Origin of the sequence: Pyxidicoccus trucidator (assembly GCF_010894435.1) — a bacterium.
GTDB classification, from domain to species: domain Bacteria; phylum Myxococcota; class Myxococcia; order Myxococcales; family Myxococcaceae; genus Myxococcus; species Myxococcus trucidator.
In genome coordinates, this window is record NZ_JAAIXZ010000004.1 from 358,196 (window position 1) to 383,079 (window position 24,884).

General features: G+C 71.2%; 22 protein-coding genes. 13 read left to right on the top strand and 9 right to left on the bottom strand.

What is annotated here, in order from left to right:
- Nucleotides 1–14: 14 nt before the first annotated feature.
- Nucleotides 15–911 carry a sigma-70 family RNA polymerase sigma factor gene (locus G4D85_RS14780; RefSeq protein ID WP_240359270.1) on the bottom strand — a complete coding sequence of 299 codons (897 nt, stop codon included), beginning with the start codon at nt 909–911 and terminating at the stop codon, nt 15–17.
- Nucleotides 912–1,143: 232 nt separating this feature from the next.
- Here G4D85_RS14780 and alr point away from each other — a divergent pair, with 232 nt between their 5' ends.
- The 3 genes from alr to G4D85_RS14795 all read left to right on the top strand — a co-directional run bounded on the left by alr (nt 1,144) and on the right by G4D85_RS14795 (nt 3,604).
- Nucleotides 1,144–2,355 (top strand): alanine racemase, encoded by a 1,212-nt coding sequence (alr, locus tag G4D85_RS14785; protein WP_420821707.1) that lies wholly within the window; start codon nt 1,144–1,146, stop codon nt 2,353–2,355.
- Nucleotides 2,356–2,474: 119 nt separating this feature from the next.
- Entirely contained in the window at nt 2,475–2,951 is a 477-nt protein-coding gene (locus tag G4D85_RS14790; RefSeq protein ID WP_164012321.1) for a hypothetical protein, read from the top strand.
- A 77-nt stretch (nt 2,952–3,028) separates the two neighbouring features.
- Nucleotides 3,029–3,604 (top strand): hypothetical protein, encoded by a 576-nt coding sequence (locus G4D85_RS14795; RefSeq protein ID WP_164012323.1) that lies wholly within the window; start codon nt 3,029–3,031, stop codon nt 3,602–3,604.
- Between the two features lie 7 nt (nt 3,605–3,611).
- Here G4D85_RS14795 and G4D85_RS14800 read toward each other — a convergent pair whose 3' ends face one another.
- Nucleotides 3,612–4,631 (bottom strand): lysophospholipid acyltransferase family protein, encoded by a 1,020-nt coding sequence (locus G4D85_RS14800; protein ID WP_476705373.1) that lies wholly within the window; start codon nt 4,629–4,631, stop codon nt 3,612–3,614.
- 95 nt (nt 4,632–4,726) lie between these two features.
- Here G4D85_RS14800 and G4D85_RS14805 point away from each other — a divergent pair, with 95 nt between their 5' ends.
- Entirely contained in the window at nt 4,727–7,474 is a 2,748-nt protein-coding gene (locus G4D85_RS14805; protein ID WP_164012326.1) for a M1 family metallopeptidase, read from the top strand.
- A 65-nt stretch (nt 7,475–7,539) separates the two neighbouring features.
- Here the strand turns inward: G4D85_RS14805 and G4D85_RS14810 are convergent, their stop codons facing one another.
- The gene (locus G4D85_RS14810) at nt 7,540–8,295 is read right to left on the bottom strand and encodes an enoyl-CoA hydratase (protein ID WP_164012328.1); all 756 of its coding nucleotides are present in this window, start codon (nt 8,293–8,295) and stop codon (nt 7,540–7,542) included.
- A 101-nt stretch (nt 8,296–8,396) separates the two neighbouring features.
- On the opposite strand from G4D85_RS14810, the gene G4D85_RS14815 reads away from it, so the two are divergent.
- A complete protein-coding gene (locus tag G4D85_RS14815; protein WP_164012330.1) occupies nt 8,397–9,857 on the top strand; it encodes a peptidoglycan-binding protein in 1,461 nt (486 codons plus the stop codon).
- 103 nt (nt 9,858–9,960) lie between these two features.
- On the opposite strand, the gene G4D85_RS14820 is transcribed toward G4D85_RS14815, so the two are convergent.
- Nucleotides 9,961–10,866 carry a ribose-phosphate diphosphokinase gene (locus G4D85_RS14820; RefSeq protein ID WP_164012771.1) on the bottom strand — a complete coding sequence of 302 codons (906 nt, stop codon included), beginning with the start codon at nt 10,864–10,866 and terminating at the stop codon, nt 9,961–9,963.
- 134 nt (nt 10,867–11,000) lie between these two features.
- Between G4D85_RS14820 and G4D85_RS49430 the strand changes: the two genes are divergently transcribed.
- The 5 genes from G4D85_RS49430 to orn are packed head-to-tail and all read left to right on the top strand — an operon-like array spanning nt 11,001 to nt 14,727.
- A complete protein-coding gene (locus tag G4D85_RS49430; protein ID WP_240359271.1) occupies nt 11,001–11,678 on the top strand; it encodes a phosphoribosyltransferase in 678 nt (225 codons plus the stop codon).
- Nucleotides 11,679–11,697: 19 nt separating this feature from the next.
- The gene (locus G4D85_RS49435) at nt 11,698–12,390 is read left to right on the top strand and encodes a dienelactone hydrolase family protein (RefSeq protein WP_240359272.1); all 693 of its coding nucleotides are present in this window, start codon (nt 11,698–11,700) and stop codon (nt 12,388–12,390) included.
- A 56-nt stretch (nt 12,391–12,446) separates the two neighbouring features.
- A complete protein-coding gene (locus G4D85_RS14830) occupies nt 12,447–12,917 on the top strand; it encodes an archease (protein ID WP_240359273.1) in 471 nt (156 codons plus the stop codon).
- Nucleotides 12,918–12,929: 12 nt separating this feature from the next.
- A complete protein-coding gene (locus G4D85_RS14835) occupies nt 12,930–14,138 on the top strand; it encodes an alpha/beta fold hydrolase (RefSeq protein ID WP_164012334.1) in 1,209 nt (402 codons plus the stop codon).
- A gap of 37 nt (nt 14,139–14,175) precedes the next feature.
- On the top strand, nt 14,176–14,727 hold the full coding sequence (gene orn, locus G4D85_RS14840) for an oligoribonuclease (protein WP_164012336.1): 552 nt from the start codon (nt 14,176–14,178) through the stop codon (nt 14,725–14,727).
- Nucleotides 14,728–14,785: 58 nt separating this feature from the next.
- Here orn and G4D85_RS14845 read toward each other — a convergent pair whose 3' ends face one another.
- From G4D85_RS14845 to G4D85_RS14865, 5 genes are all read right to left on the bottom strand, one after another.
- Nucleotides 14,786–15,175 (bottom strand): response regulator, encoded by a 390-nt coding sequence (locus tag G4D85_RS14845; RefSeq protein ID WP_164012338.1) that lies wholly within the window; start codon nt 15,173–15,175, stop codon nt 14,786–14,788.
- On the bottom strand, nt 15,172–16,707 hold the full coding sequence (locus G4D85_RS14850) for a DUF7125 family protein (protein ID WP_164012340.1): 1,536 nt from the start codon (nt 16,705–16,707) through the stop codon (nt 15,172–15,174). Before G4D85_RS14850 ends, G4D85_RS14845 begins: the two co-directional genes overlap by 4 nt.
- 128 nt (nt 16,708–16,835) lie before the next feature.
- Nucleotides 16,836–17,489, bottom strand: a complete 654-nt coding sequence (locus G4D85_RS14855) for a CHAP domain-containing protein (RefSeq protein ID WP_240359274.1) — start codon at nt 17,487–17,489, stop codon at nt 16,836–16,838.
- Nucleotides 17,490–17,706: 217 nt separating this feature from the next.
- Nucleotides 17,707–20,133 (bottom strand): hypothetical protein, encoded by a 2,427-nt coding sequence (locus G4D85_RS14860; RefSeq protein WP_164012344.1) that lies wholly within the window; start codon nt 20,131–20,133, stop codon nt 17,707–17,709.
- A gap of 198 nt (nt 20,134–20,331) precedes the next feature.
- Nucleotides 20,332–20,832: a tetratricopeptide repeat protein gene (locus G4D85_RS14865; RefSeq protein ID WP_164012346.1), complete on the bottom strand. Its 501-nt coding sequence runs from the start codon at nt 20,830–20,832 to the stop codon at nt 20,332–20,334.
- 329 nt (nt 20,833–21,161) lie between these two features.
- On the opposite strand from G4D85_RS14865, the gene G4D85_RS14870 reads away from it, so the two are divergent.
- The 3 genes from G4D85_RS14870 (at nt 21,162) to G4D85_RS14880 (ending at nt 24,578) form a co-directional block, all read left to right on the top strand.
- Entirely contained in the window at nt 21,162–21,953 is a 792-nt protein-coding gene (locus G4D85_RS14870; RefSeq protein ID WP_164012348.1) for a hypothetical protein, read from the top strand.
- 132 nt (nt 21,954–22,085) lie between these two features.
- A complete protein-coding gene (locus tag G4D85_RS14875) occupies nt 22,086–22,499 on the top strand; it encodes a carbohydrate-binding protein (RefSeq protein WP_164012350.1) in 414 nt (137 codons plus the stop codon).
- A gap of 108 nt (nt 22,500–22,607) precedes the next feature.
- Entirely contained in the window at nt 22,608–24,578 is a 1,971-nt protein-coding gene (locus G4D85_RS14880; RefSeq protein WP_164012352.1) for a trypsin-like peptidase domain-containing protein, read from the top strand.
- Nucleotides 24,579–24,884: the final 306 nt, after the last annotated feature.

Consider the following 24,884-nt stretch of genomic DNA (forward strand, 5'->3'; position numbering starts at 1 on the left):
GCGAGGGGCTTTCGTCAGTCCAGCCGCGAGCGCAGCAGGCGGCTGAGGCTCACGTCGAGCTGGCTGGAGATGAGGCGCAGCACGCTGTCGAGCTGCGAGCGGGTGAGGCGCAGCCGCTCGGTGAGCAGCTTTCGCGTTTCCAGGAGCAGCGCCTCCTGCGCGCCCACCACCCAGCGCGCCGCCGTGGAGCGGTGCACGCCGTACAGCGCGCCGAGCTGGTCGATGCTCAGCCCGTCCAGGTACTTCAGGCGCAGGAAGTTGCGCTGGCGTGGCTCCAGGGCCGCGAGCGCCGCGGCGAAGGACGCGTTGAACTCGGCACGGTACGTGTTCTTGAGGTACGCCAGCTCCGGGTCGTCCCCGGGCGCCATGAGGACGGACAGGTCCGCGTCATCCGCCTGTATCTGCCCGCTGCGCTGGCGCTGCCAGTCGAGGGCGAGCCAGAGCGCCGCCGCGCGCACCCAGCCGCTCAGCGGGCCGGTGCCCGGGTAGGCGGCCAGCCGGGCGGGCGCGTCCGCGCTGCCCACGAGCATGCGCTGGCGCAGCAATTGGCGCACCTCGTCCAGGCCGGACGGAGGCAGCTTCAGCCGCGCCACCGCCGCGTCGACTTCGGGGAGGAAGCGCGCCTCGAAGGCCTGGAGCGCGGAGGGCAGCCCGTCCGCCGCCGCGCGGGCGAGGTACACGTCCGGGAGGTTGAGCTTCTCCACGTCCTCGGGAGGGGCCTCTCCGGCGAGCAGCCGCGCCAGGTGGCCGACGAAGCGCGGGCCTTCCAGCGCCACGTCGGGCCACGACGCGCGCGCGGACTGCAGCACGCGCGTCAGTCGCTCCTGCAAGGAGGACAGCGCCTCCGGAGGCAGGGTGCCTCCGCGCGCCGCCACGAAGGCCTGGGCCAGGGAAACGTCCGGTGTGGACACGGCCGGGAAGATACCACCCCCATCTGAAATCCGGTTTCAACCGTTTCGCTGTGAAGTGCTTGCACGCCTCCCCAGCGGCCTTCAGAGGAGGGAGTCCGGTGTGGGGGGCGGGCGCAGTGGAGCCCACGCCGGCTCCCGTCCGCCTGCCCCGCGCGCGGGCGCGTGTGGCCGGGGTGCCGCACACCCCCTGGCCCGCGCATTGCTGGTAAGGGACGCGGAAGTGGAGGTGGACGTGGAGTTGGAGTCAATCGGTGGTGGGCCGGGAGACGCGGCCCATGCCTCGTGGTTGGAGCTGAGCGCGTCGGCGCTGAAGCACAACGTGGCGGTGTTCCGGGCCCTGGAGGGGCAGGGGGCTCCGCCGCGCTGCCTGGGCGTGGTGCTGAAGGGCAACGCGTACGGGCACGGGCTGGCGCAGGTGCTGCCGCTGGTGCACGGGCAGGTGGACGTCCTCTACTTCATCGCCCCGCAGGACGCGCTGAAGGTGCGCGAGCACGAGCGGGCGCACGGGCTGCCGCCGCGGCAGGTGGTGGTGTTGGGGGCGGTGGGGCCGCGCGAGGCGGTGGTGCTGGCGCGCGAGGGCGTGGAGGTGGTGGTGGCGGACCGTGGCTGGGCGGACGCGGTGCCGGTGCTGCGCGCGGCGAAGCTGGAGAAGCCGCTGCGGGTGCACGTGCACATCGACACGGGCCTGGGGCGCGAGGGCTTCACGCTGGACGTGCTGCCGCGCGAGTCGCACTTCCTGGTGGAGTCGCGGGACGTGCTCGAGGTGGTGGGGGCGCTGAGCCACTTCGCGAACACGGAGGACGTGACGGAGCAGGGGTACGCGCTGGCGCAGGTGGACGCGTTCGAGTCGGGGTTGGCGTTCCTGGAGTCGCAGTTGAAGCCGGCGAAGCCGCTGCAGCGGCACATCGCCGCGAGCGCCGCGACGCTGGTGCTGCCGAGGGCGCGCTACGAGGCGCTGCGGGTGGGGATTTCGCTGTATGGGCTGTGGCCCTCGCCGGAGACGCGGCTGTCGGCGCGGCTGGTGCTGGGCGAGGTGCCGGTGCTCAAGCCGGTGCTGACGTGGAAGTGCCGCAGCCAGGTGGTGAAGTGGCTGCCGGCGGGCAGCTACGTGGGCTACGGCTGCACGTACCGGTGCCCGGAGCCCACGCGCATCGCCGTGCTGCCGGTGGGGTACTACGACGGCTACCCGAGGCTGGCGTCAGGCAAGGCGCACGTGCTGGTGAACGGGCGGCGGTGCCCGGTGCTGGGCCGGGTGATGATGAACCACCTGATTGTCGACGTGACGCGCGCCACGTCCGACGAGCGTCCCGTGACGGCGACGCTGCTCGGCAAGGACGGCGAGGAGGCTGTGTCCGCGGAGTCGCTGGCGAGCTGGGCGCAGACGATTCACTACGAAGTCGTCACGCGGCTGGGCTCGCACCTGAAGCGGGTGGTGGTGGAGTAGGTTGGGGATGTTGCTCCGCGGACACGCCCGCTGACGCGAGAGCCAGAGGGTAGGGCGCGGGGTGCGGAACCGGGTGATGCTGTGCCCCGGGCCGGTGGCGATACCGGCCGGGAGGGCGCATGCGACCTTGTGCCGCCGTTCTGACGCTGCTGCTTGGGTGGTGTGTGCTCGGCGCGCTGGGCTCAGGCTGCGCGGCCGGCGTTGCCGGGCGGATTCCTCCTGCTGCGTTCCAGTTCCACGAGGTGGTTTCCCGGAGCGGTCGTGGAGGCGGAGGATGGAAGGTTGCGCAGACCACCATCACCCTCACTCGTGTTTCGCACACCCAACCCGTCCAGGCGCAGTGTGATGTCGAGATAGGCGTCCCTCTCAAGAACAAGAAGGGGATTGTCTCCGACGTCGTCGCTCAAGGGGCGGCAGCCATGGCAGCTGATGAGGCCGCCCGTCTTGCCCTGGGCAGGCGGCCGGCAACAAGCGCTGAACTCTGTCTGCTGTTCCTGGCTCACATGCGCAGCCTCTTGGAGACGAAGGTTCCAGGAGTCAGGGTCCGTCGCTTCATCGAGCCCGGGATTCCTCAAACGAAGTTCGTGCCCGAGTAGCCGAGTGTCTCTGCGTCAGTCCGCATCGCCACTGGCCTCACGCGTGCCTATCTTCGAGCAAGCAGGGAGTCATCCTCATGAGCCAGCCCCTCACCGCAGAGTCCCTCCTCCGACTTGTCCATCGGTACTACCCGGCAGGCATCTCTGAGTATGAGCCGCGATACGAATCAACAGAGGAGTTCAAGCGGCTCGACAAGCTCCGGCGCGCTGCCGTGGACGACGCCACTGCGTGGAACGCTTTCCTCGACCGCGTCGAGAGGGAACTGCCGGAGTGCAGCGTGTGGGACTATCCCAACATCCGCTACGACCCTGCCTATTCAGTTCGGTTGACGCTGCCGGACTATCCCGTTGGCGCTCCGGAGCACAAGGAGGTGGTGCTGATGGTCTGCATCCTGGCGCCCGTGCACATCATCTATGCGGACCACAGCAAGCACATGGGCGGCAGCTCAGAGGTCATCACCTACCAGCCGCCGCTCCCCGCGGAGTTCCAGCCGTTCGCGGAGAAGCTGGAGACCCTCGGCATCGAAGCGTTCGGAACCACGCGGCTGGCCCAGGATGTGCTCTCCATTCCCGTGCCAGACCTTCAAGTGGGTACGACCGGATTCGGCGAGGTAACCCTCGCCGACTGCCTCTTCGGCGACCACCGCTGGTAGCCCGCGCTCAGCCCTTCGCTTCGAGCGCCGCCGCCGCGCTGCCCGGCGCCACCGCCGGCTCCGGCTGGTACTTCCACCGCCGGTGCAGCCACATCCACTGCTCCGGATACTTCCGGATGCAGCGCTCCATGGCGGCCGTCACCCGCGCGGTGTGCTCCGTGAGCGGGTCTTCCGACTCACCCGGCGCGGGCGGAAGAATCGGCCCCTCCACCTCGAGCCTCAACCGCGCCCCGCCGCGCCCGTTGCGCACGCCCATCACCACGAACACCGGCGCGCCCGTGCGCTTCGCCGCCACCGCCATGGCCGGCGTCGTGGACGCCAGCTTCCCGAAGAAGGGCACGAACACGGCCGCCTTCGCCGGCAGCGCCTGGTCCAGCAGCATGAACGGGGACTCGCCCCGCTTCACCGCGGCGATGATTTCCTGGATGGCTCCGCGCGGGTAGATGAGCCCCGCGCCGCAGCCCACGCGGTTCACCGCGATGCGCGTGTTGAGCGCACCCTTCAGCGGCCGCACCAGCGCGTCCAGCGGAATGCCCCAGCGGATGAGCATGTCCCCCAGCAATTCCCAGTTGCCGAAGTGCGCCGTCACCATCAGCGCGCCCTGGCCCGTGGCCACGTGCGCCTTCAGTGCCTCCCACGCCTCCCCGCCCTCCACGCCCTGCTCGGCCCAGTCCGCTGGCAGCCGGTCGCCGCCGGGCAGCGACTCAATCACCACGCGCGACATGTTGATGTAGGCCCCGCGCGCGATTTCCCGCCGCTCCGCCTCGCTCTTCTCCGGCATCGCCATGGCCAGGTTCTCCATCGCCACGCGGCGGCGGATGCCCAGCGTGTAGGCCAGGTTGCCCACGAAGCGGGCCAGTGCGTCACGCGACTCCGGCGACAGCCAGGTGATGAACGCCCACACGAAGCGCGTGAGGAAGCCCACCACCCTGCCGGGTGGCGTGCCGACGATGCGGAGGAGGTGCTCGGCGGAGTGCTTCGGCTTCACGGGCAGTGGGGCCTGGGGGACGGGGGCGGTCTGGGACACGGGCGGCACTCCACCCTGAAGCCGCCGTGACGGCAAGAGCACACACCCTCGCTCCGCGCTACCTCGCCTGCCCGCCATGGGACACACTGCGCGCCATGCCCAACCTGCTCCGTCCGGCGGCCCTGGCCGTCGTCACCCTCCTCAGCGCGTGCGGCGCCCGGCAGAGTCCCCCCGCCGAGCCGCCCGCCGCCGCCGCCGCGGCCCCGCAGGCCGCGGCCCCTGCTCCCACCCCGCCCGACCTGCGCCTCCCCGGCGACGTGCGCCCCACCGGCTACGCGGTGGAGCTCACCCTGGACCCGAAGGTCTCCGCCTTCCAGGGCGTCGCCGACATCAACCTGGAGGTGGTGAAGCCCACCTCCGTCGTGTGGCTCCACGGCAAGAGCCTCACCGTGAAGGAGGCCACCTTCACCCAGTCGGGTGCCACCGTCGCCGCGAAGCCCGTGAAGGGCGGCACCGACTTCCTCGGCTTCGCGATGGAGAAGCCGCTGGCCTTCGGCACCGCGAAGCTGCACGTCGTGTACGAGGGCATCGCCTCCGAGAAGGAGACGGACGGCGCCTTCCGCGTCAACGAGGGCGGTGACTGGTACATCTACACCCAGTTCGAGCCCATCGACGCCCGCCGCGTCTTCCCCTCCTTCGACGAGCCCGGCTTCAAGGTGCCCTGGCAGCTCACCTTCAACGTGCCCGCCGGCAACGTGGTCGTCACCAACACGCCGCAGGAGTCCGAGGAGGCCCGCCCGGACGGCGGCCGCACCTTCCGCTTCGCGCGCACGCAGCCGCTCCCCAGCTACCTCATCGCCTTCGGCGTGGGGCCCTTCGACTTCCTCCCGGCCGCGGACTCCGGTCAGAAGAAGGTGAAGACGCGCATCATCACCCCGCGCGGCCGAGCCGCCGAGGGCGCCTACGCCGCCGAGACGACGCCGCAACTCCTCGCCGCGCTGGAGGACTACTTCGGCATTCCCTACGCGTACGAGAAGCTGGACGTCATCGCCGTGCCGCTGCTCGGCGGCGCCATGGAGCACCCGGGCCTGGTGACGTTCAACTCGCGCCTCCTCCTCTCCAAGCCGGAGGAGGACACGCTGGGCCGCCAGCGCGGCTTCGCCCGCACGCAGGTGCACGAATTGGCGCACCAGTGGTTCGGCAACCTCGTCACCATGGCGTGGTGGGACGACCTCTGGCTCAACGAGGCCTTCGCCACGTGGATGACGCCGCGAATCGTGGAGACGTGGCGGCCCGCGTGGGACGCACCGGTGGAGCGCGTGGATGACCGCAGCCAGGCCCTGGACGCCGACAGCCTCCTGTCCGCGCGCCGCATCCGCCAGCCGATTGAGAGCGCCAACGACATCCTCAACTCCTTCGACGGGATTACCTACGGCAAGGGCTCCTCGGTGCTCTCCATGACGGAGGAGTGGCTGGGCCGCGAGGTGTTCCGCAAGGGCATCCAGCGCCACCTGCGCCAGCACGCGCACGGCAACGCCACCGCGAAGGACTTCCTGGACGCCCTGGACGCGGAGTCCGGCAAGGACGTGACGGGGATGATGGGCACCTTCCTGGACCAGGGCGGCGCGCCGCTCGTCACCGCGTCGCTGGAGTGCGGCGCGCAGGGCGCGAAGGTGGTGCTCACCCAGCAGCGCTACCTGCGGCTGGGCACGAAGTCGCCGGGCCCGCAGTCCTGGCGCGTGCCGGTGTGCGTGGACTACCCGGTGGGCAAGAAGGAGTCCCGCGCGTGCACCCTCATGGAGGGCGAGCGCACGGAGCTGGCGCTGACGGACGCGAAGACGTGCCCGGCCTGGGTGTTCCCCAACGCGGAGGGCGCGGGCTACTTCCGCATGCAGCTCACCGGCGAGGCGGCGGCGAAGCTCACGAAGTCGGGCCTGGACAAGCTGTCGCGCGCCGAGCGCGTGGCGCTGCTCGGCGACGTGCGCGCGCTGGCCATGGCGGGCGCGCTGCCCGCCGGAGAGGCGCTGGCGCTGGCGGCCCGCACGGCCAATGACCCGGACCGCATCATCACCGAGGCCTCGCTGGAGCTGCTGGAGCTGGCCAGCGCGCGGCTGGTTCCGGAGGCGCAGCAGGAGGCGCGCGCCCGCTTCCTGCGCGAGACGTATGGCCCTCGCGCGCGCAAGCTCGGCTTCACCCCGCGCAAGGGCGAGGACGAGGACACGCGCCTGCTGCGCCCGCGGCTGGTGCGGCTGGCCGGCCGGGACGGCGCCGACCCGAAGCTCGTCGCCGAGGCGCGCGCGCTCGCGAGCGCGTGGCTGAAGGACAAGCGCGCGGTGGCCCCGGAGATGGTGGACACGGTGCTCTCCATCGCCGCCGGCCACGGGGACGCGGCCTTCCAGCAGCAGCTCGCCACCGCGGTGCGCGCGGAGAAGGAGCGCAAGCCGCGGCAGCAGCTGCTCGGCGCGCTGGGCAGCTTCACGGACCCGGGGCTGGCGAAGCAGAGCCTGGCGCTGGTGTTCGACAAGAACCTGGACCCGCGCGAGTCGATGTTCATGCTGTACGCCGCCTCGCAGAACCCGAAGACCCAGGGCGTGGCCTTCGACTTCGTGAAGGAGAACTACGAGAAGCTGGTGGGGGACTCGCCCGACGCGCTCCTGCCCGTGGAGGTCGCATCGCGCATGTCCTTCGTGGGCGCCGGCTTCTGCGGCGCGGAACAGCGCCAGCAGGTGGCCGACTTCTTCACCGAGCGCAGCGCGCGCGCCCCCGGCGGGCCTCGCATCCTCGCCCAGGTGCTGGAGCGCGTGGACCAGTGCACCACGCTGAAGGAGGCGCAGGCCCAGAGCATCCAGTCCTTCCTCGACCCGCGCGCTCCCCGCTCGCCGAAGGCGCCGACCTCGCGCTGAGGCACGGATGAACGAAGGGCCCGGCGCCGTGCTTCCGGCGTCCGGGCCCTGTATCCCACCCGCGCCTACTTCTTGGCTCCGCGGGCCATGAAGGCCATGAAGGCCTCCTGGGCCTCGGTGGACTGGAGGCGCTGGACGAACTCGGCGCCCTCGCGGACCAGGGCGGCGTGGACCTCGGCGCGGAGCGGGTCTCTCACCAGGCGCTTCGTCACGCGCACTGCCTCGGCGGGACGGGAGGCCAGGGCGGTTGCCCGCTCGGTGGCCACTTCCAGGAGGTTGGCGGGCGGCACCACCTTGTTGACGATGCCCGCGCGCAGCGCGGTGGCCGCGTCGAAGGGCTCGCCGAACAGCAGCAGCTCGCTGGCCAGCGCCGTGCCCGCCATCCTCGGCAGCAGCAGGCTGCTCGCGCCTTCCGCGCACAGCCCCAGCTGCACGAAGGGCATGTTGAAGCGCACGCGCTCGCTGGCCACGACATAGTCACAGTGCAGCAACATCGTCGTGCCAATGCCCACCGCCGGCCCGTCCACCGCCGCGAGCACCGGCTTGGACGCGTCCACCAGGGCGCGCAGGAAGCGGAACACCGCGCTGTCCTCGCCCGTGGGCGGGTTCTCCATGAAGTCGCCAATGTCGTTGCCCGCGGTGAAGACGCCACCCGCTCCGGTGAGCAGCACCACGCGGACGTTGGCGTCGGCTTCGGCCTGCCGCAGCGCGTTGGCGGCCGCCTCGTACATGGCGACGGTGAAGGCGTTCTTCTTCTCGGGGCGGTTGAAGGTGACGGTGAGGACCCCGGACTCCAGCTTCGTGAGCAACGTGTCGGACATGACCCGGAAGCCTAGCCCAGTCCCCGGGGGCAGGAGGGGGAATGGCAACTTCCGCGCCTGAGCTGCGACAATCCCGCATACCGATTTTAGCGAGGCAGCCCATGAGCGTCCGCAGCGCCACCGCCAGTGCCCCTTCCTTCCGTACGGCCGAGGCCCCTCCGCGCTTCGATGGCAGCAAGCCGGCTCCCGGCACCACCAACACGAACGCCGCCCAGGTCACCAACCCGCCGCTCAAGGGTGACCCGAAGAACCGCAACGCCGACACCTACAACCAGGTCATCAACCAGTTCGGGGTGGGTTCGAACCCGCGCTACACCCCGCGTGACTCCAGCGGCGACGGCGTCCGGGACACCTTCTGCAACATCTTCCTGTGGGACGTGACGCGCGCCATGGGCGCGGAGATTCCCCACTGGGTGGACACCAACGGCAACTCCGTCGCCCCGGGCAAGGGCCGGGAGATGAACGCCAACTCCACCGTGGACTGGATGCACAAGCACGGGGAGCGCAACGGCTGGCGGAAGGCGACGCCCGAGGAGGCGCAGAAGATGGCCAACGCGGGCCACCCCTCCGTCGCGCTGTGGAAGAACCCGCGCGGCATCGGCCACGTGGCGGTGGTGCGCCCCGGTGAAGTCACGTCGCAGGGGCCGTCCTCGGCCCAGGCCGGCGGGAAGAACTTCAACAACAAGCACATCAAGGACGGCTTCGGCGGCGCCCAGCCCGAGTACTGGGTGAACGACAGCGGCAAGGCCACCGGCAAGCCGCCCACCGAGCCCACGAAGCCGCCCACCACGCCTTCCAAGCCTCCCTCCACGGGGAATGTGAGCGTCCCGAAGACGAACCTGCGGCGCGAGGCGGAGGGCCCCGAGGTCCTCAAGCTGCAGAACGCGCTCGTCAAGCTGGGCTACATGACGCAGGCCCAGGTGAACACCGGCCCGGGCATCTTCGGCCCGAAGACGGAGGCGGCCGTCGCGAAGTTCCAGAAGGACCAGGGCATCAGCCCCAACTCCGGCATCTTCGGCCCGAAGACGCGCACGGCGATGACCGAGGCGCTCAACGGCAAGGGCGGCACGGAGAAGCCGGGCGGCCCCGGCCCCGTCACCGGCCCGACGAAGCCCACGGGCTCGGACGCGACGAAGGCGGCGAACATCGACAAGATTCTCAAGGGCACGGGCCTGGCCGGCCAGGGCGCCCACATCGTGGCGATGTCGAAGAAGTACAACGTGCCCCCGGAGCTGGCGCTGGCCATGTTCCGCAAGGAAGCGTCCTTCATGACGGCCGGCTCGGCCGTGAAGAACAACAACCCGGGCAACCTGCGCTTCGCGGAGTGGGAGAAGCAGTTCGGCGGCAAGCCCAACGGCAACTTCGCGCACTTCCCCGACGTGAAGAGCGGCGTGGAGGCCTACTTCCGGCTGCTCGGCGGCCCCGCGTACCGCGGCTTCATCGACAGCGGCGACTACAAGGGCCTCATCAACAAGTACGCGCCGCCGACGGAGAACGACAGCGGGCTGTACCACAAGCAGGTGCTCCAGTGGATGCAGGAGTACAAGGCGAAGGTCGGCTGAGTTCCGGACACGTCTGGCTTTAGCGGAGGGGTGGAGGGCGCTCGGCGGCCTTCCGCCCCTCTGTCGTTGCGGGGTGCACGGCCGCGCTACCGCCGCAAACCCCTCACGGCCGCAGCGCGCGGGCCACCAGCGGCGCGAGCGTCACCACCTCCTGCGGGAAGGGCAGTCCCGCGTGCGGCTCCACGCTGTCGGTGCTCACCAGCCGCGTCAGCGGCAGCGTGCGCAGGCGCTCCACGGCGGGGCCCACGAGCAGCGCGTGCGACGTCACCACCGTGAAGTCCTCCGCGCAGCCCGCCTCGCGCAGCGTGCCCGCCGCCGCCGCCAGCGTGCCGCCGGTGGACACCATGTCGTCCACCAGGATGGGCCGCCGGCCCCGCACCTCGCCCATCAGCCCGCTGGCGTGGACCTCGTCGCCGCTCAGCCGCACCTTGTGAATCACCGCCCACGGGCAGCCCAAGAGCCGCGCCAGCGCCTCCGCGCGCTTCACCGCTCCCAGGTCCGGCGCCACCACCACCGACGTGTCCGTCACGCTCGCCCGCAGCGCGTCCGCCAGCAGCGGCAGCGCGGTGAGGTGCTCGAGCGGCGCGCCGAAGCAGCCCTCCAGCGCGGGGCTGTGCAGGTCCACCACCAGCACCCGCGCGAAGCGCCCCTGCGACAGCAGGTCCGCCACGAGCCGTCCACCCAGCGGCTCGCCCGGCCGCCCGCGCCGGTCCTGACGGGCGTAGCCCAGGTACGGCACCACCGCCTCCAGCCGGGCGGCCCCGGCCCGCCAGCACGCATCCGCCATGAGGAGCAGCTCCAGCAGGTGCTCGCCGGTGGGCGGCGTGGTGGCTTGCACGATGACAGCGGTGCGGCCCCGTACCGAAGCCGGCACCTCGAGGTGCATCTCCCCATCCGGGAAGCGCTCGAAGTGGCAGTCGGAGGGAGCCACGCCCAGCGCGGCGCCCAGGGCGCGGCCCAGGTGGGGACTGGCGGTGCCTACAAGGAGGACAGGGTCCATGCCCTCCAGCCTAGCGCGCCTTCCCGCCCCGGGGCGCGGGGCCGGTGCTCCCCCCGGAGGCAATCCAGCGGGAGGGCCTCTGCCCGTGCCTTCGCCGCCACCCGGGCCCGGCGTGCTTCACCTTGGGAGGTGGAGGACGACTCATGCGGTTTCGGGACCGAGCGGATGCGGGCCGCCAGCTGGCGACGCGGCTATTGCCCTACCGGAGCACGGGCGTGCGCGTGCTGGGCCTGGCGCGCGGCGGGCTGCGCGTGGCCTTCGAGGTGGCACGGGCCCTGGAGGCCCCCCTGGACGTCTGGGTGGCACGGCGGGTGGGCATCCCAGGGAGGATGACGACGCTGGGCGCCGTGTCCGAGGGCGGCGGCCTGTACCTGGACCCCGAGGCCCTCCAGCTGGTGCCGGAGGTGGAGCTGCGCTCCATGGCGCGCGAGGAGGCCGTCGAGCTGGAGGAGCAGGTGCAGCGGCTGCGCGGGCGGCCCACTCCGGACCTGGGCGGCTGTCTGGTGTTGCTGGTGGACGACGGGCTGGTGACGGGCTCCACCGCCGCCGCCGCGCTCCAGGCCCTGCGGCGGCAGCGGCCAGGCCGGCTGGTGCTGGGCGCCGGGGTGGCCACGCCGCACGCGCTGGACGTGGTGCGCGGCCTGGCGGACGCGGTGCACTGCGTGTCCACCCAGGAGGGCCTGCGCACGGTGTCCGAGGCCTACGACGACTTCCGCCCCCTGCCGGACGCGGACGTGCGGCAGTTGCTGGAGCGCGCGCGCGAGCCGGGGCTCCCGCGCGAGGTGCTGGAGTCCACGGACACGGGTGGTTTCTGGATGTGAGACGAGGAGGCATGGACACATGAGGCCTGGGAGGCACACGGACCCGGACGTACGAGAGGTGAAGGTGGAGGCGGGGAGCACGGAGCTGGGCGGCAGCCTGGGGCTGCCTCCCGGGGCGCGGGGGCTGGTCATCTTCGCGCACGGCAGTGGCAGCAGCCGCTTCAGCCCGCGCAACCGCGCCGTGGCGCGAGCGCTGCGTGACGCGGGGCTGGGCACGCTGCTGTTCGACCTGCTGAGCGAGGAAGAAGAGGCGCGCGACGAGCGCACCGGCGAGCTGCGCTTCGACATTCCCTTCCTCGCGCGGCGGCTGGCGGCGGTGACGGAGTGGGCGCGCCTGCAGGACGAGCTGGCGGGGCTGCGCTTCGGCTACTTCGGCTCCAGCACGGGCGCGGCGGCGGCGCTGGTGGCGGCGGCGCTGCACCCGGACCTCATCCACGCGGTGGTGTCTCGCGGCGGGCGGCCGGACCTGGCCGGACCGGTGCTGGCGCGGGTGCAGGCGCCCACGCTGCTGCTCGTCGGAGGCAACGACGTCGGCGTGCTGGAGATGAACGAGGACGCGCTGGCGCGGCTGGAGGGACTGAAGGACATCCGCATCATCCGCGGCGCCACGCACCTCTTCGAGGAGCCCGGCGCGCTGGAGGAGGTGTCGCGCCTGGCGGCGGAGTGGTTCACCCGCTACCTCGGCGCCGCCGGGCCGGAGGTGCATGCATGAGCCTGGGCACCCGGGGCGGCACGGACACGCCACGAAGTACCGAAGAAGGAGGAACGATGGAGACTGGACTCGCGCCCGGAACGGGGGCCGCGCCCCCCCACTGGGAGCACCTCACCCGGGGCACGGAGCAGCGGGTGCGCGGCAACGGCCGCACGCCGGACGAGGCGCTGGAGCAGGCCGCGGTGGCGCTGTGCGCGCTGGTGGCGGACCCGGCGGCGGTGGAGGTGCGCGAGGAGGTGGAGGTGGAGTGCGACGCGCATGATTTGGACTCGCTGCTGGCGAACTGGCTGCGCTCCATCGTCCACAACATGGCCGCCCGGCGCCTGCGCTTCCGCTGCTTCGCGGTGCGGCTGGACGGCTGGCACCTGTTCGGCCTCGCCTACGGCGAGCACCTGGACCCGGAGCGGCACCAGGGCGCCCTGGGGCTGCGCGGCGTGTCGCTCGTCGAGCCCACGGTGCGCAGGACGGAGGACGGGCGGTGGACGGCGGAGTGCAAGGTGGAGGTCCGGCCCCAGCGAGACGCGTGAGAGGAGCAGCACATGGGGAGCCGGGCGGTGGAGCTGCGGGGCGGCGGTGGAAGTCCGGTGACGGCGAAGCTGGAGCTGCCACCCGGAAGGCCCGTGGCCAGCGCGGTGCTGGTGTCGTGCTTCGCGTGCCTGGGCCAGTCACCCGGGCCGGCGCGGCTGTGCCATGCGCTGGTGTCCCGGGGCTTCGCCGTGCTGAAGCTCGACTTCACCGCGCCCCCCACGGGTGACGACGGCGCCGAGGCCCGGCCGGACACGGTGCCCTCGGTGGACGCGGTGGTGGAGGCGGCGGCGTGGCTGCGCGAGCGCTACCCTCCGGCCCGCCTGCTCTTGGGGCACAGCCTGGGAGGCACGGCCGCGGTGGCGGCGCTGCCCCGGCTGCCCGAGGTCGCCGCGCTGGTGCTGGTGAACGCGCCCTCCGGGCCGGAGCCCATCCTCGAGCGGCTGACGGCCGCCGAGCGCGAGGCGGGTGAGGGCGAGGTGGCGCTGGGCCCCGGCCGGCTGCGCGTGCTGCGCGGCTTCGTGCACGACATCGCCCCGGCGCGGGTGGCCCAGGCGCTGGGCGGCTTCCCAGGCGCGGTGCTGGTGTTGCAAGCGCCGGAGGACCGGTACGTGGCGCTGGAGCACGCGCGGCGACTGGTGGCGGCGGCGCGGCGCCCGGCCAGCCTGATGCTGCTGGACGGCGCGGACCACTTCCTGTCACGCGAGGCGGACGCGGGCTTCGCGGCCGATGTGCTGGGCGCATGGGCCGGTCGGCACGTGACGCCGGTGACGGAGCGCGAGGCGCCGCTGCCCCCGGGCGTGGTGGAGGTCCACGAGTCGGGCGAGGGCCGCTTCGCCCAGGACGTCCGCGTGGGCCGGCACCGGCTGCGCGCGGATGAGCCGCTGAGCGTGGGCGGCGAGGACTCGGGCCCCACACCCTATGGCCTGCTCACGGCCGCACTGGGAGCGTGTACGGCCATGACGCTGCGCATGTACGCGGAGCGCAAGGGCTGGCCGCTGGAGCACGTCCACGTGCGGCTGAGCCACGACAAGGTGTACGCGAAGGACTGCGCGGAGTGCGAGACGAAGAAGAGCCGGGTGGACCAGCTCAAGCGCTCCGTGAAGCTGGTGGGCCCCCTGACGCAGGAGCAGCGCGCGAGCCTGACGGCCATCGCGGACCGCTGCCCGGTGCACCAGACGCTGGAGTCCGAGGTGGATGTCGTGACGGTGCTGGAGGAATGAAGGTCCCGCCCGGGCGCGGGACTGGTAGGGTCGCCCCATGATTTCGCGTGAGCAGCGCTTCGTCTGGTTGGACCTGGAGATGACGGGGTTGGACCCGGAGACGTGCGCCATTATTGAGATTGGTGTCGTCATCACCGGGCCGGATTTGCGGCCGATTGCGGAGATGGACCGTGTCATCTGGCAGCCGGAGGAGGTGCTCCTGCGCATGGAGCCCGTCGTCCGGGAGATGCACACCCGCAACGGGCTGCTGGACAAGGTGCGCGCGTCCACCACGTCCCTGCGGGTGGCCGAGCGCGACATCACCGCGCTCATCTCCGAGCACTGCGCGCTGGGCGAGGGCGTGCTCGCCGGCAACTCCATCCACACGGACCGGCGCTTCCTCTTCCGCTACATGCCCATGCTGGAGCGCTACCTCCATTACCGCATGGTGGACGTGACGAGCCTCAAGGTGCTCGTGCGCGCCTGGTACCCGAACCTCGTCGAGCCCCGCAAGCCGCCCGCCGGGCACACCGCGCTGGCGGACGTGCGCTCCAGCATCGCGGAGCTCCAGTACTACCGGGACATCCTCTTCCGCGCCACGCCGGGCTGAGCGCGAGCGTCCCCGCCTTCCGCTCCGGAAGCTCCGGTGCGGAAGACGCGTCCTCGCTTCAGTGCGGGCGCTCCGTGTCTTCCGACTCGGAGCGCGGGTCGCCGAGCAGCTCGGAGATGGTGTCGAGCAGCAGGTCCAGCTCGAAGGGCTTGGCGAGGAAGCGCGCGCTGGAGCGGCGCTCCTCGTCGGAGATGCGGCCGGCGCTCATCACCACCACGGGGATGGAGAGCAGCGCCGGGTTCTCGCGCATGCGGCGCAGCATCTCCCGGCCGTCCATGACGGGCATCATCAAGTCCAACAGCACCAGGTCCGGCTTCGCCGCCGCCATGCGCTCCAGGCCCTCCGCCCCGTTGAAGGCGGTGACGATGTCGTAGCCCTCCACGGAGAGGATGTCCTGGAGCGCCTCGACGATGGCGAGCTCGTCGTCGACGATGAGGAGCCGCTTCATGCGCCGCCCCTCCTGCGCCGCAGGAGGCCCCTGCGCTTGCCGGGCTTGTCCGCCTTCTTCTTCACCGACGACACCAGCGGCCGTGCCTGGCCGGTGAGGATGGCCTCGGCGCTCTCGAAGGTCTCCGCCACGTCGATGCCCTCGGCGGTGATGGAGAACAGGCGCAGGGCCGGGTCATTGTCGCTCTCGCGCATCTTCAGCACGGACAGCATGCGGTACAGCTGCGAGCGCAGCTCCACGAAGCGCAGGAGGAGGATGTTGTCGATGATGGCCTCCACCCGCTCCAGCGGCGCATTCAGCTCCGGGCCGAAGAGGGTGTTGGTCTGCTGCGTGGCCAGGGTGGTGACGCCCAGGGCGCGCAGCGCGTTGGTCATCGCGGTGAGGAAGCGCGGGGTGCGGTGCGGGTCCGTGGACTCCTGGATGAAGGGCTCCAGCCCGTCCAGCACCAGGCGCTGGATGCCGAGCTTCTTCACCAGGCCGAACAGCTCCTGCACCAGCGCGTCGGGCAGCGACTCCACCGCCAAGCGCGACTCCAGCTTCACCAGGCCCGCGTTCGCGTACTTGCGCAGGTCCAGGCCCACCAGGTCCGCCTTGTTGAGCAGGCGCTGCGCCGTCTCCACGAAGCTGAAGTAGAGGCCCGGCTCGCCCCGGCGCGCGCCCTCCGCGAGGAAGTGCAGGCACAGCAGCGTCTTGCCGCTGCCCGGTGAACCGAAGACGAGCGTGGACGAGTAGCGCACCAGCCCGCCGTAGAGCATCTCGTCCAGCCGGGGAATGCCGAAGGCCAGCCGCTGCTTCAGCTCCGGCACGCGCTCCGTCGCCTCCGAGTAGAGGGCCTCGGTGCGCGGATAGACGACGACTCCGTCATCGGTGATTGCGAAGCTGTGCCTGCCGACCAGCTGCGAGCCGCCGCGGAACTTGGCCACCTCGAGGGAGCGGACGGACTTCACGCCCAGCGTCTCCATGGCCAGCAGGACGACGCCGTCCACCATGGCGAACTGCGGGTCGGCCGGGTCATCGCGCTTGCCGGTGAGCAGCAGCGTGGTGCAGCCCGCCAGCGCGTTGTGGACGCACAGGCCATGGAGGAACTCACGGAAGGCCAGGCGTGACTCGGCGCTCTCCTCCACGGCGGACAGGCCGTCCACCACCAGCGCGGTGGCGCCGTGCTCGCGCACCGCGCGGAAGATGAGCCGGCTCAGGCCCGTGAGGCCTTCCGACTTGAGGGGGGAGTAGCCGCTCTCGTAGAGCAGCGTGCGGCCGACCTCTTCCTTTCGGAAGAAGCTCATGCCCTGCAGGTGCAGCACCATGCGCGCGTGCGACTCGGCGAGCACGGTGAGGTAGATGGCCTTCCCACCCTGCGCGACGGTGGCGAAGCAGAACTGGTTGCCGAGGATGGTCTTCCCCGTCCCAGGGACGCCGGTGATGATGTAGGTGCCGCCGCGCAGCCAGCCGCCGCGCAGGAGGGTGTCCAACCCTGGCACGCCGGTAGGGACCCGTGGGCTGGGTTCGGCCGGCAGGTCAGAGGTGTCCGTCACGGGTCCGCGTTCCTCCCTCGCTCGCGAAGGTAGGCCAGGGCGGGGCGCCAGCCACGGAATTGAATTCGCTGTGTTCGGAATCCTGCGATGGACGTGGAGGACCGAGCCGTGGAGTGCACGGAAGGGCCTCACCTGCGAGAGCGAGGGGCAAGCGCCTCGGGAGAAGCGAAGCCGGCGAAGAGCTCGCCGGTGACATAGGCGCGGTGCTTGCGGGACGCGCGGCGGAGGTAGTCGTTGAGCACCTCGCGGTTGGCGCGGGCGCGGTGGGTGGCGGGCCAGCGCAGGTGCATGCGTGCGCGGACGATGCCCTTGCTGCCCCGGTGGACGAAGGTGACGAGGCCACCGGGGGACACGCGCTCGACGACGCCGACGTGGGTGAGCCCGTCATCGCGGCGCCCGTCGTTGTCCCTGTCATACGTCTCGCGGAAGAAGACGAGGTCTCCCGGGCGCGGCTTCGTCCGGTGGAGGGCGCCCTGGCGACGCACGGCGCGGTAGATGTGGGTGACGCCGTTCTCACCCTTGCGGCCCGGGCCCGACATGAGGTCGATGCCGGCGCTCGTGTAGGCCAGCCGCGCCAGGCCCGTGCAGTCATCTGGCACGGTGTTGCTCACGGTGCGCAGGGAGGTGACACCGACGAGGCCGGTGGCCTTCTTGGCGATGCGCTCGCCCACGCGCGGGCGGGGTGGGGACGTGGCGCGGGAAGGCTTCGACTTGCGGCCGGTGGACGCGGGCTCCGCCTGCTTGCCCTGCGCCGGCTTCACCGCCGCGGGATGTGCTGACACGGGCGCCGCGGTGCGCGTGGCGGCGTGTGCGCTACCGCAGGCCAGCGGCCCGAGTACTGCTGCGACGACCAGGAGGACGTGACGGAGCATTGCTCCGCCGGACGTGGCCCTCCGGGCGGTTATTCACTTCGGGCCCGGGCGACTTTCCCGGGCCGGAGCCCCGCGCCGCCACCCGGGCGGCACGGTTGCTCGGGCACCGAGCAAGCTCACTCGGGGACTAGGCGATGATGGGGCGCAGGTAGCGCAGGCGCTCGGGGTCCAGCGCGTTGTCGCGCACCTTGTTCACGAGCCGGTCCACATCGCGGCGGACCTGATTCACGTCGCCCTTGTACTCGGCCAGCTTCTCGTCCGCGAAGTCCTTCGTCCCGGCGCCAATCTCCAGGCTGCCGCCGTTGCCGCCCGCGCCGACGCTCAGCCCGCCCTCGATGCCGGTGGTGCGGAAGCGCTCCAGCGAGGCCTCCACCACGAGCCCGCCCTTGTCCGAGGGCACCCGTCCCAGCTTGTCCAGCGCGCCGTCGAAGTTGCCGCGCAGGATTTCGCCGCCCGCGCCGCTCTCCAGGATGGCCTGGGGGTTGCCCTTGACGGAGGCGGTGGCCTTCACGCCCTCGCCCTGGTTGAGGCTGGCCTCCACCGGCCCGCTCGTCACGCCCACCGCGCGGCCACCCTGCAGCTCCGCCTCGAAGGTGACCTTCGCCTCGGCGTCCTTGACGAGCCTGCCGCGGCCCTCGCTCGTGGCCAGGTCGCTGAGCTGGAAGTCCTTCGGAATGTTGAACCGCTCCTCCACCTCGATGCTGCCGCTCACCCCGCCGTTGACCTCGCCGCTCACGCCGCCGCCGGTGCTGACCGCGCCCTCGGCGTTGCCGGAAATCTTCTGCTTGAGGACCACCGCGCTGGGCTGACCGTTCTCGAACTCCACCCGGGCCGTGTGCTGCGCCTGGACGTCGGCGCTGCCGCTCAGCCCCTGCAGGCTGGTGCCGCCCTCGGCCGAGATTTCCGCCGCGATGTTGCCCTGCACCTCCACCGCGCTGATGTTGTCGCGCAGCTTGCCCAGGTCGCCGGGCGAGGCGCCGAAGATGTGGTCGATGACGCCCAGCTGGTCCGCCGCGGCGCCAGCCGGTCCGGCGGCGGCCGTGGCCGCGGTGGCCATCATGGTGTCCACCGCCTCCTTCGCTTCCTTGGCGCTGCCGAACTTCAGCTCCACCTTGCCGCCCACGTTGGCGGTGGCGCTGCCGCTCAGCTCACCCTTGGTGCCCTGGGTGAGGATGCCGCCGATGCCGCCGCCCACCTGGGCATCCACGCTGACGGTGTACTCGTCCTTGCCGCTGTCGTCCTTGCCGCGGGAAATCTCGATGTTGCCCTCGGCCTTGCCCGTGAGGCCCGCGCCGCTGACGCTGCCTCCGACGTGCAGGGTGTGCGAGTCGCCGTCACCGAGCCCGTCGATGGCGCTCCGGTATTGCCCCACCTGCTTGACGGCCTCCACCGTCTCCGGCAGGTCCTGGATGCTCTGGCCGGAGGTGCGCAGCAGGTCCGCCGAGTTGAGCACCGGCCCCAGCGGCGTGAAGGTGGTTGCATTGCGGATGGGCTCGGGGATGTGGTCCGTCACCGTGCCAATGGCGTCGCCGGTGCCCTCGATGATGCCGCCGCCCTTGTCAGCGGCCTGCTCGAGGAAGCCGGGGCGGCCGTTCGTCGCCTCGTCCACGGCCTGGCGGATGTTGTCCTTGGCGTCGGAGCTCTTGTCCATCGCCTCCAGGTTGTTGGCCAGCTGCGTGCCGAAGTCCGGCGGCGCGCCGTCTTCAATCTGCTGGCGCAGCGCTCCGCCGAACTGGTCATTGTCGTCCACGTCGGTGAAGCGGTCGCCCTGGTGGAGCGCGAAGCTCTGGGCGATGGCGGCGCCGCCCTCGGGGCCCGCGGCGCGAGTGGCGTAGGACAGGTCGCGCAGGGTGTTGTTGAGGTCCGTCTCACCGGGCCGGTCGTCGTAGTTGTTGACGGCCTGGCTCATGCGCTCCACCTGCGGCGCGGCGGTGCGCGCGATGTTGGCGCGCTGCGCGGGGTCGCTGGTGAGCTCCAGCTGGCGGCGCAGCTCGGCGGCGCCCTGGGCGGGGCCCGCGTCGGTGGCCGCCTGGATGCGGCGGGTGCTCTCGATGGCGGCGTCCTGGGCGGACACGGGGCCCGGGCCACCGAAGAGGCGGGCCTGCTCCTGCGGGTTCAGGTTGCCGGCCTCGTAGGCGTCGCGTACGCGGTCCGCGGCCGCGAAGGGCGCGGGCTTGCCGGCGGCCTCGGCGGTGCGGTTGGCGGTGCGCGCGGCCTCCAGGGACTTGTTGGCCTCGTCGATGGAGCGCTGGCGCTCGTGCTGGGCGGTGGCCTCGGTGCGGCCGGCAGTCGTGTCCAGGCGCTTCGCGCGAGCCTCGGCCTGGTCGATGGCCTGCTCCTGGGCCTGGCTGGGATTGGGGCCCGCCTTCTTCTGGACCTGCTGCGCCTGCTGCTGGGCCTCGTTGGCCTGTGCGCGTGCCTTCGCGGCGGCCTCCGCCTGCGCCTGGGCGGCTTTGCGAGCGGCCTCGGCGGCCTCCGCTGCGCGACGGGCGGCCTCCGCGGCACGACGGGCGGCCTCTGCGGCACCACTGTTACTCACCGGGGGCGGGGGCATGCGGGAGTCCTTGAGGGGGGTGTGGGAGACGCCGGCCCCAGACGCAGGGGCGCGATCATCGTGAGGACGTCTCCATTTTCCGCCCCGGGCCCGCGCGGGTTGCGTGGCTGTGACACATTTTTCGCGATTCTTGAGAGTCCAAACGGACACCCGTGTGCCTGTGCAGGTCCGGGTGGGCCCTGGGCCGCGTGTCGCCGGCTAGGGAGCCTTGTCCCGGAGCTGCTGGGCGTAGCGCGCGACGGAGCGGTTGTAGCGAGGCAGGTATTTCGAAAGGGCCGTGAGGGCCACGGCCACCGCCTCCCGCTCGCGTCCGAGGTCGACGAGCACCAGGGCCATGAAGGTCGCCACCGCGCCATCGAGCGCATCGGACGCGGCGTCGGCTTCGGTGGTCAGGAGCTTCAACGCGTCCTGTGGCTTCCCAAGGTTGCGGAGCGAGCTGGCCAACTGGATGACAGCCCGCCGGCGGCGCTCACCCGCCAGGCCCGCGTCGAGCGCGGCCGAGTACAGCTCAACCGCCCGCGCGGGGTGGCCGGTGGAGTCAAACGCCGAGCCTCGCTCGAACAGTCCAATCGCGTTTCCCGGTGGGAGCTCGGCGACCAGCGCCTCCATGCGGCCAACGAATGCGTCCGCGTCATGGCCATCCATCCCGGCCCACAGCTCCGAGACACACTTCTCCCAATCGGCACTCGGGACAGTCATGGGCGGAGTATGGCCGACGGCCACGGGGCCCATTCCGGGGATGCGTGGGCGTAGGCCGGCTGACTCCGGATGCTTCCCGATGGGACGCAGTCGTGTTTCCTGAAGACGCAGCCGCGCGGAAGTCGCTCTGCGTCACGACACGTGCTGCAGGTATGAGTGATTCATACGCGAAGTGGCTCGCCGCTTGCTGGGGCCGCCGCCCGGTGGCCGACCGGCCCCGAGTCCAACGCAACGCAAGAAAGGCAGCGATGAGGAACTCCCATCCTGACGCACGAAGTGTATCGAGGCTTCTCACGGTACTCGTGGCACTCGCCACGAGCCTGGGAGGGATGTCCGCCCACGGGCAGACGCCACAGAGCCAGACCTTCAACTACACGGGCGGAACCCAGACCTTCACGGTACCCGCCAACGTGAGCGTGCTGACCATCAATGCCGTGGGAGCTCGCGGCGGAAACGCCTTCAACAACTCCACGGCGGGCCTGGGTGCCTCACTGCAAGGCAGCTTCGCGGTGACGCCCGGAGAGCAGCTCACGCTGCTCGTGGGCGGCCGGGGCGCGGACGGCACCAACGGTGGTGGCGGTGGTGGCACCTTCGTGTGGCGGGGCACAGGAGCTGCGTCCACGTCGGCGCTGCTGGTGGCCGCGGGCGGTGGCGGTGGAGCGGGCTGCAACGGCTTCAATGGCATCGGCGCCTCGCTGAGCAGCAGCGGCACGTCCGGTAACGGCAGCCCGGGTGCCGGTGGCGGAGCCAGCGCCGGAGGAGGAGGCGGTGGTGCGGCCGGCTTCCACGGTGGCGGCGGCGGCGGTGCGGGCCTGACGCAGTCGGGCGGCGCCGGAGTCAACGGCGCCGGCTCGGGTGGTGGCGGTGGAGGTAGCGCCATCAGCAGCGGCGGTGGTGGTGGCGGTGGCACCCTCAACGGCAACGGCGGCTTCGGTGGCGGAGGCGGCGCGGCGGGCGCGGCCGGCGGTGCGGGTGGCTACAGCGGCGGCGGTGCCGGTGGCGCGTCCTCCAACTGTGGCGGTGGTGGTGGCGGTGGCTCTGCCAACGGCGGCGCCAACCCCGTCAACCAGGCCAATGTCGGCGGTGGCAACGGCCAGGTCGTTCTCAACTACCTCCAGTAGCTCTGACAACGGGCCTCCGCCCGGCGAAGTCGTGACCTGGGGAGGATCCGCGAGTGCCTGCGGATCCTCCCCGCATCTTGAGTTTCCAGGGCGTGCGCTCCAAGGTGCCGGCTCCACTGAAGGGAGTCCGCCATGAAGAAGCTGCTTGGAAGCCTGTCCGCCGCCCTGTTCCTCCTGCTGCCGGCCGTGGCCGCCGCGGAGACGACGTGGGTCATGAGCGCGAGCGTGCCCGTGGTGGGCGCGGGAGGCGGTTACGTCTTCTACCAATTCCAGCTCACCACCGGCGTCTGGCCCGTGGCCCCGGGGCACACCGCGGGCGTCGTCTACACCTGGGACAACTGGCAGACCACGCAGTCGGCCACGCTCGCGTGGCAGAGCAACCAGCCCAACGCCTACGGCAGCCAGGACGAAGTATGGAACGGCCGCTTCAACATCCCGCCGTACATCTCGTTCAGCGCCGTGCAGTACGCCATCTACGTGGATGACGCGTCCGGCAACCGCACCTGGAACAACAACAGCGGGCAGAACTTCGTCGTCGCGAAGTAGCCGTAGCGAAGCCCCCGAGGGAGAAATTCCCGGAAAAATCAGCAGGGGGAAGATCTCCCGAGCCCCTCGTTCACTGTCTGCCGCAAGCCACCAAGGGGCATTGAACACATGCGTCAGCGAGCAATCGGAATGCGCTCCCACGTGCTGGGAGCGCTGCTGGGGAGTCTTGTCTTCGCATCAGGCTGTGGGCCCGCCGAGCAGCAGGAGCCGCGGGAGCTGGACCCGGCCTCCCTGCCCGGCAAGGAGTCCAAGCCCGACGAGGAGCTGGGCACGCGCAGGGACTCGGTGGTGTATGGCGTCGACAACCGCCAGGACGTGAACCTTCACACGGACGCGTACCTGCGGGCGCGCGCGCACCAGTCCACGGTGGCGCTGATGCGCCCGACGGCCATCAACGCGACCAACCCCGACAACGTTACCTTCACCGGCAACACGCTGCAGGTGGACAACAACCTCTGCGCCACCGAGCGCTTCCTGAGTGACCCGAGCCCGGCCTTCTGCTCGGGCACGCTCATCGACGACGACCTGGTGCTGACCGCGGGCCACTGCATCACCGCCGCGAACTGCGCCAACACCCGCTTCGTCTTCAACTTCTACCGTGCGACGCCGCTCGCGCTGCAGACCGTGACGACGCAGGACATCTTCAGTTGCTCGTCCGTGGTGGCGCGGCAGCTGGCGGTGGTGAACGGGCAGAACCTGGACTTCGCCGTCGTCCGGTTGGACAGGTCCGCCGTGCCGCGCTTCACCCCGGCGCCGGTGCGCTCGGAGAACGCGGCCCTGCCAGTGGGCCAGGGCGTGGCCGTCATCGGCTCGGGCAGCGGCATCCCCTACAAGATTGACTCTGGCGGCTCGGTGCGTGACTCGCGCACGGCCACGCTGGACTTCTTCGTGGCCAACACGGACACCTTCGGCGGCAACTCCGGCTCGGGTGTCTATGACCTGCTCTGGCAGTCGGTGGTGGGCATCCTCGTGCGCGGCGAGACGGACTACGTCGCCAACGGGAGCTGCAACATCGTCAACGTCTGCTCGGAGACGGGCTGCCGTGGCGAGGACATCACCTACGTGCGCCCGGCCCTGGACGCCTACTGTGCCGTGGCCACCAGCCGTCGGCTGTGTGGTGAGACGTCCCTGGCCAACGCGCTGACCTATGACCGCACCAACACCAGCTCCGCCTCGGTGAACGCGGCCACCGCCACGCTCTCGCTGGTGGAAGGGCAGACGGTCCATATCGGCACCTGCGGGCTGCCGGGCGCCGCCTACGCGGGTGACACCTACCTGCGGCTGACCAACGCGGCGAGCACGCTCGTGGCCGTCAGCGACGACGCCTTCGGCACCTACTGCTCGAACATCAAGTACACCGTCCCCGCGGGCGGTGGCGGCAACTACCAGCTCAGCGCTGGCTGCTACCTGAACCGGAGCTGCCGTGGCACCGCCGTCTGGAGCGTGAGCGCCGGCACCTATGCCGCCGCCAACACCACCTCCGCCACCATCAACACCGTCAACCGTCGCTTCGCCCTCACCGAGGGCCAGGTGCTCAACGTGGGCACCTGCGGCGTGACGGGCGCGTCCTTCACCGGTGACACCCTCCTGCGGCTGTACGACGCGGCGGGCGCCCAGGTGACGGCGAGCGATGACGCCTGCGGCGGCACCGGCTCCAACATCAAGTACACCGTGCCCGTGGGCAAGGGTGGCATCTACGAGCTGCGCGCCGGCTGCTACTCCAGCACCGCGTGCAGCGGCAACCTGGCGTGGGGCACCAGCGGCGGCAGCGGCTCCGTCGTCTACACCGCCACGAACACCGCCAGCGCCACCACGGGCACCGTGAACCATGACCTCATCCTGTCCGCGGGCCAGGTCCTGACGGTGGGCACGTGCGGCACGCCCAACGCCTACACGCCGTCGGACACCTTCCTGCGGCTGGTGAACGCGGGCGGCACTGAGGTGGCCCTCAGTGACGACGCCTGCGGCAGCGGCTCGCGCATCACCTATACGGCGCCCGCGGACGGCATCTACCAGCTGCGCGCCGGCTGCTACTCCGCCAACGCGTGCAGCGGCACGGCGTCCTACCGCACCAACTGACGCGCGGGCTTCTGGCCCTCGCGCACCTCCGCCTCCTCCGGGCTGGTTCCCGGGGGAGGCGGTTTCGTTTCGCGCCGGGAGGCCATCCGGGCCTCGAACGCGGAGCCCGGGTGTCTGCCTGCGTGCCAGGCAGCGCGCCAGCCGCAGAAGGTGCGTGGCTGTCTGGCTGTTCCGACGTGGGGCCGGACGGCACGAACGAGATTGATATCGAGTTCGCGAAGTGGAGAGGCAGTCAGTGGGACGTACTCCACGCACCGCTTCAAGTGGTCGTCGAATCAGGCGTAGGCGTCAGGCGCGAGTTGCACG

Bases quoted from the DNA above. Each gene is read 5' to 3' on its own strand.
- G4D85_RS14790 (WP_164012321.1), top strand. From the start codon at position 2,475: ATGCGACCTTGTGCCGCCGTTCTGACGCTGCTGCTTGGGTGGTGTGTG.
- G4D85_RS14795 (WP_164012323.1), top strand. From the start codon at position 3,029: ATGAGCCAGCCCCTCACCGCAGAGTCCCTCCTCCGACTTGTCCATCGG.
- G4D85_RS14805 (WP_164012326.1), top strand. From the start codon at position 4,727: ATGCCCAACCTGCTCCGTCCGGCGGCCCTGGCCGTCGTCACCCTCCTC.
- G4D85_RS14810 (WP_164012328.1), bottom strand. From the start codon at position 8,295: ATGTCCGACACGTTGCTCACGAAGCTGGAGTCCGGGGTCCTCACCGTC.
- G4D85_RS14815 (WP_164012330.1), top strand. From the start codon at position 8,397: ATGAGCGTCCGCAGCGCCACCGCCAGTGCCCCTTCCTTCCGTACGGCC.
- G4D85_RS49430 (WP_240359271.1), top strand. From the start codon at position 11,001: ATGCGGTTTCGGGACCGAGCGGATGCGGGCCGCCAGCTGGCGACGCGG.
- G4D85_RS49435 (WP_240359272.1), top strand. From the start codon at position 11,698: ATGAGGCCTGGGAGGCACACGGACCCGGACGTACGAGAGGTGAAGGTG.
- G4D85_RS14830 (WP_240359273.1), top strand. From the start codon at position 12,447: ATGGAGACTGGACTCGCGCCCGGAACGGGGGCCGCGCCCCCCCACTGG.
- G4D85_RS14835 (WP_164012334.1), top strand. From the start codon at position 12,930: ATGGGGAGCCGGGCGGTGGAGCTGCGGGGCGGCGGTGGAAGTCCGGTG.
- orn (WP_164012336.1), top strand. From the start codon at position 14,176: ATGATTTCGCGTGAGCAGCGCTTCGTCTGGTTGGACCTGGAGATGACG.
- G4D85_RS14845 (WP_164012338.1), bottom strand. From the start codon at position 15,175: ATGAAGCGGCTCCTCATCGTCGACGACGAGCTCGCCATCGTCGAGGCG.
- G4D85_RS14860 (WP_164012344.1), bottom strand. From the start codon at position 20,133: ATGCCCCCGCCCCCGGTGAGTAACAGTGGTGCCGCAGAGGCCGCCCGT.
- G4D85_RS14865 (WP_164012346.1), bottom strand. From the start codon at position 20,832: ATGACTGTCCCGAGTGCCGATTGGGAGAAGTGTGTCTCGGAGCTGTGG.
- G4D85_RS14870 (WP_164012348.1), top strand. From the start codon at position 21,162: ATGTCCGCCCACGGGCAGACGCCACAGAGCCAGACCTTCAACTACACG.
- G4D85_RS14875 (WP_164012350.1), top strand. From the start codon at position 22,086: ATGAAGAAGCTGCTTGGAAGCCTGTCCGCCGCCCTGTTCCTCCTGCTG.
- G4D85_RS14880 (WP_164012352.1), top strand. From the start codon at position 22,608: ATGCGTCAGCGAGCAATCGGAATGCGCTCCCACGTGCTGGGAGCGCTG.